Genomic DNA, 5,198 nt, shown 5'->3' on the forward strand with positions numbered 1-5,198 from the left:
GGAATCCCACCGGACCAAAAGGACCAGTTGGGGTTCAATAAATTGGCATTGAACATAGTGCACGCTGTTGAGTTCTCAAGGAACGGACGCACCCGCTTCACGACCAGTAATCAGGTCGATCTTCCGGGGCTTGTTCGTTGTATCCATTCGGTCATCCCGGGGGACGCATCCGAATGCTTCACACCCCGTGAAAATCCGAGGTGTGGAACCGTGCCGCTTGAGGGCGAGTTGCGGGGCTCTCGGCCTTCCGCTCTCTGCTCCTGTGGGGCAACAGATGAATACTTTACGGAGCCGGAGCCACCCGCGCAACTCGATGCTGCATCCCGGGCGTGTCGCCCGGATTTCCGCGGTTTCCGCGTTCGGCCGGTCCCCCACCACCGGGCGCCGCCGGGAAACAGCACGGCCCCGCATCGCGAATGCGATGCGGGGCTGTCGCGCCGAGCCGGAGCCGGGTCACTCCACGAAGATGCCGGCGAGCGTCTTCTTGCCGCGACGGAGCACGGCCATGCCGCCGGCCTCGACGAAGCCGTCGAGCGTTGCGGCGACATCGTCGACCTTGCGGTTGTTGATCGAGACACCGCCCTGGGTGATCGCACGGCGACCCTCGCTCAGGCTCGAGACGAGCTTCGTGTCGGCGAGGAGCTGTGCGACGAGCGCGTCGGGCGAGGTCGTCGTGTTCGGCAGCTCGCGGAGCGCCGACTCGAACACCTCGTCGTCGAGCTCGGTGATCTCACCCTGCCCGAAGAGCGCCTGCGATGCGGCGATAACTGCCGCCGTGGCGTCCGCGCCGTGGACCATCGTGGTGACCTCGCTCGCGAGGACCCGCTGGGCCTCGCGACGGAAGGGCTCGCTCTCGACGAGCGCCTCGAGCTCCTCGATGCGCTCGCGCCCGAGGAACGTGAAGACCTTGAGGCGCGTCACGACGTCGGCGTCGTCGGTGTTGAGCCAGAACTGGTAGAAGCGGTACGGGCTGCACATCGCGGGGTCGAGCCAGACGGCGTTGCCCTCGCTCTTGCCGAACTTGGTGCCGTCGGCGTTCGTGATGAGGGGCGTGCCGATCGCGTGCACGCTGCCGCCCTCGACGCGGTGGATGAGGTCGGTGCCGCTCGTGAGGTTGCCCCACTGGTCGCTGCCGCCGGTCTGCAGCACGCAGCCGTACTGACGGAAGAGCTCGAGGTAGTCGAAGCCCTGCAGGATCTGGTAGCTGAACTCGGTGTAGCTGATGCCGGCGTCGGAGTTGAGTCGCGAGGCGACCGCGTCCTTCTTCAGCATCGTGCCGACCCGGTAGTGCTTGCCGATCTCGCGGAGGAAGTCGATCGCGCTGAGCCCGGCCGTCCAGTCGAGGTTGTTGACGAGGCGCACCGCGTTGTCGCCCTCCTGCGAGAGGAAGCGCGTCACCTGCCCCTGGAGGTAGCCGACCCACTCGGAGACGGTCTCCTTCGTGTTGAGGGTGCGCTCGGCCGTGGGCCGGGGGTCGCCGATGAGGCCGGTCGAGCCGCCGACGAGGCCGAGCGGCTTGTGTCCGGCGAGCTGCAGGCGGCGCATCGTGAGCAGCTGCACGAGGTTGCCCAGGTGCAGGCTCGGCGCCGTCGGGTCGAAGCCGCAGTAATACGTGATCGGCTCGCCCGCGAGAAGCTCTTTGAGCGCGGCCTGGTCGGTCGACACATGCACGAGGCCGCGCCAGACGAGCTCCTCCCAGACGTCGTCGAATGAGGCGTCGTTCTGCTGGGTGGAGAGGATCACTGGGTCTGACACCCCGCCAGATTATCAGCGGGGCGGGAGATGAACGTTCCATCCCTCAGTGCGATCGGTTTAATGCTGTATGCTTATCTTCAGATCGATAAAGCCTGCAGGGTGAAGGAGTGGTCATGATCGTCATCACCGCCGACCAGGTCGCGAGCCGAACGCGCGCCGACCTCGCCGGCGCCGAACGAGACCGGCTCCAGCGCGAGCACGGCGAACGACTCCGCCTGCCCGTCGCCCGCAACGCCGGCGACGAGATCCAACTGCTCACGAGCGACGCCCGCACCGCCGTCGACGTCGTGCTCGAACTCACCCGCGACGGCGAATGGAGCGTCGGCATCGGCTGCGGCACCGTGCGCGAACCGCTGCCCGACGACATCCGGGAGGCGAGCGGCGACGCCTTCTTCGCGGCGCGCGACGCCGTCGAACGGGCCAAGAAGAGCACCCCGCGCCTCGCGATCGAAGCGCCCGGCGCGGCCCCCGAAGACGACGCCCATCTCGAGGCGCTCTTCAAGCTCGCCCTCGTCCTCCGCGAACGCCGCTCCGACCAGGGGTGGGAGGTCTACGACCGCATCGTCGGCGGTGCGCTCCAATCCGACATCGCCGGCGAACTCGGCGTGAGCGCGCCGGCCATCAGCTCACGCATGAAGTCGGCGAACATCCGCGCCGAGCTCGACGCGGTGCCCGCGCTCGCTAGGCTGCTTGAGAATCTGGATGCCTCGACGGGAGCCCGCCGCCCATGAATCTGTTCGTCATCGCCGACGCGATCACCTGGTCGGCCCTGCTGCTCTCGCTCATCGCGGCAGCGGTGCTCTCCATCCTCGCCGCCAGACAGCCGCGACGCGGTTTCGTCTGGTTCGCCACCGGCAGCCTGGGCATCGCCATGCTCGCCGCCGCGACGACGCACGGCGAGGCGCCGATCGGCCTCGCCCCGCTCGTCGTCGTGCTCGGGCTCGCGACCGCAGTGTTCGGCGGCAGCGCGGCCGCCGGCACCGCACTCGACCTCGCCATGGGCAGCGCCGTCTCCCCCGGTCTCCACGGCGGCATCATCGTCACCGATCGACGTGTCGACGCCGACGCCGCCGCCGGCGCCCGCCCCGTCGAACGACGACGCGAAGTACTGCGGGGCGGTCTCACCATCGGCGTGCTCGAACGCATCGCATCGGCCGGGGCGATCATCGCCGGATTCCCCGAGGCGCTCGCCATCGTCGTGGCCATCAAGGGCGTCGGCCGATTCACCGAGCTCGAGGCGCCAGAGGCACGCGAGCGGTTCATCATCGGCACCTTCGCGAGCCTCATCTGGGCGTGCGCCGCGGCGCTCGTCGTGCACCTCGCGATCCGCTGACCGCGACGGCGTCGACAGCAACGGCAGCGGCGACCGCCGCCGCCTCGGCCGGGGTGCGCCGGCGCTACTCGGCCGCGAGCTTGTGCCGGCGGTACGGCGAGACGCCCTCGTCGCCGGGCGACCAGAACCGCCACGGGTAGGCCGCTCCCCCGCCGTCGCCGCTCACTCCGGTGCGCGGCCCGCTCGCGAAGTGCGACGGCGACGCGGCGACCTGCAGCTCGAACGGCACGGCGAGCAGGTCGGCCCCGTCGGCATCGAGCGGCACGCCGAGCGCGCGCGACAGTCGGGCGGGACCGCGCGCGAGGTCGCGGTCGACGACACCCGGGCGACGGGCTCGCGCGAGTTCGACGCCATGCACCACCGTCGCCCCGCGAAGCAGCACCGCCGAAGCGTGCCCGACCGGACCGGCGACCACGTTGAGGCACACGTGCATGCCGTAGCTGAAGTACGCGTACAGGTGGCCGGGCTCGGCGAACATCACCGAGTTCCGCGGTGTCCGTCCGCGGAACGCGTGCGAGCCGGGGTCCTCACCGACGCCGCGGTACGCCTCGACCTCGGAGATCCGGATCGCCACCTCCCCGTCGGGCGCGGCGTAGCCGAGCACGGCACCGAGCAGGAGCGGCGCGAGGTGCACCGCATCCTGCTCGAAGAACGCCCGATCAGGCGTCAGAAGCCGTGCCGAGGGTGCCGTCAGACGGCCCCCTCGGGGAGGCCTGCGACGAGGTGACGGACGCGGTCGGCGAGCCGGGCGAACTGCTCGTCGACACGCACCGGGGCGGTGCCGCCGATGCCGTCGCGGCTCGCGACCGAACCCTCGATCGTCAGCACCCCCCGCACCTCGGGCGTGAGGTGCGGCGAGATCGCCGCGAGCGCGGCGTCGTCGACGGCGTCGAGCTCGAGCGAGTGCTCCTCCGCGTAGCGCACCAGCGCACCCGTGATCTCGTGCGCGTCGCGGAACGGCACATGCCGCTTCACCAGCCACTCGGCGACATCCGTCGCGAGCGAGAAGCCGGCGGGCGCGAGCTCCGCCATCCGATCGGTGTGGAAGGTGAGCGTCGCGACCATCCCCGTGAACGCCGGCAGCAGCACCTCGAGCGTCTCGACCGAGTCGAAGACGGGCTCCTTGTCCTCCTGCAGGTCGCGGTTGTACGCGAGCGGCAGCGCCTTGAGCGTCGCGAGCAGGCCCGCGAGGTTGCCGATGAGCCGGCCCGACTTGCCGCGCGCGAGCTCGGCGATGTCGGGATTCTTCTTCTGCGGCATGATCGACGAGCCCGTCGAGTAGCCGTCATGCAGGGTGACGAAGCCGAACTCGCGCGTGTTCCAGAGGATGATCTCCTCCGAGATGCGCGAGAGGTCGATGCCGATCATCGTCGTCACGAACGCGAACTCGGCGACGACGTCGCGGCTCGCGGTGCCGTCGATCGAGTTCTCGGCGGGTGCGCTGAGCCCGAGGTCGCGGGCGACCGAGGCTGCGTCGAGGCCGAGGGTCGAACCCGCGAGCGCTCCCCCGCCGTACGGCGAGACGTCGGCGCGCTTCGTCCAGTCGACGAGCCGCTCGAGGTTGCGGCTGAGCGACCAGGCGTGCGCGAGCAGGTGGTGCGCGAGGAGCACGGGCTGGGCGTGCTGCAGGTGCGTGCGACCCGGCATGATCGCCGTACGGTGCGCGTCGGCCTGCGCCGCGAGCGCATCGATGAGGTGCACCAGCTGCTGCCCGATGACCGCTGCATGGTCTTTCAGGTAGAGCCGCACGAGGGTCGCGATCTGGTCGTTGCGGCTGCGCCCGGCGCGCAGCTTGCCGCCGAGCTCGGCGCCGACGATGCCGATGAGCGCCGCCTCGAGGGCGCCGTGCACGTCCTCATCGGTCTCGGCCGCGACGATCTCGCCCGAGAGCACCCGCGCCTCGAGGGTGTCGAGGCCCGCGAGCATCGTCGCCAGCTCGTCGGCGCCGAGGTAGCCCGCGGCGGCGAGCGCGCGGGCGTGCGCGCGGGAGCCGGCGAGGTCGTAGCTCGCGAGCTGCCAGTCGAAGTGCGTCGACTTCGAGAGGCGAGCCAGTTCGGGCGACGGCCCGCTCGCGAAGCGGGCGCCCCAGAGCGACCCCTCATTGGTGCCG

General features: G+C 70.2%; 5 protein-coding genes. 2 read left to right on the forward strand and 3 right to left on the reverse strand.

From position 1 onward, the window contains the following. Positions 1-453 precede the first annotated feature (453 nt). Positions 454-1,755, reverse strand: a complete 1,302-nt coding sequence (gene tyrS / locus ACFVTX_RS12170) for a tyrosine--tRNA ligase (protein WP_386900424.1) — start codon at positions 1,753-1,755, stop codon at positions 454-456. 113 nt (positions 1,756-1,868) lie between these two features. On the opposite strand from tyrS, the gene ACFVTX_RS12175 reads away from it, so the two are divergent. Next, complete coding sequence (locus ACFVTX_RS12175; RefSeq protein WP_386900426.1) at positions 1,869-2,486, forward strand: DNA-binding protein; 618 nt, start codon at positions 1,869-1,871, stop codon at positions 2,484-2,486. Further along, entirely contained in the window at positions 2,483-3,088 is a 606-nt protein-coding gene (locus tag ACFVTX_RS12180) for a hypothetical protein (RefSeq protein ID WP_386900428.1), read from the forward strand. Before ACFVTX_RS12175 ends, ACFVTX_RS12180 begins: the two co-directional genes overlap by 4 nt. A gap of 64 nt (positions 3,089-3,152) precedes the next feature. On the opposite strand, the gene ACFVTX_RS12185 is transcribed toward ACFVTX_RS12180, so the two are convergent. Both ACFVTX_RS12185 and argH read right to left on the reverse strand, forming a co-directional pair. Next, on the reverse strand, positions 3,153-3,782 hold the full coding sequence (locus tag ACFVTX_RS12185) for a DNA-3-methyladenine glycosylase (protein WP_386901132.1): 630 nt from the start codon (positions 3,780-3,782) through the stop codon (positions 3,153-3,155). Continuing rightward, positions 3,779-5,198: argininosuccinate lyase (gene argH, locus ACFVTX_RS12190; RefSeq protein ID WP_386900430.1), on the reverse strand; the 1,420-nt coding region annotated here is incomplete at its 5' end. The genes ACFVTX_RS12185 and argH, both read right to left, overlap by 4 nt.

Source organism: Agromyces sp. NPDC058136 (assembly GCF_042884375.1).
Classification (GTDB): domain Bacteria; phylum Actinomycetota; class Actinomycetes; order Actinomycetales; family Microbacteriaceae; genus Agromyces.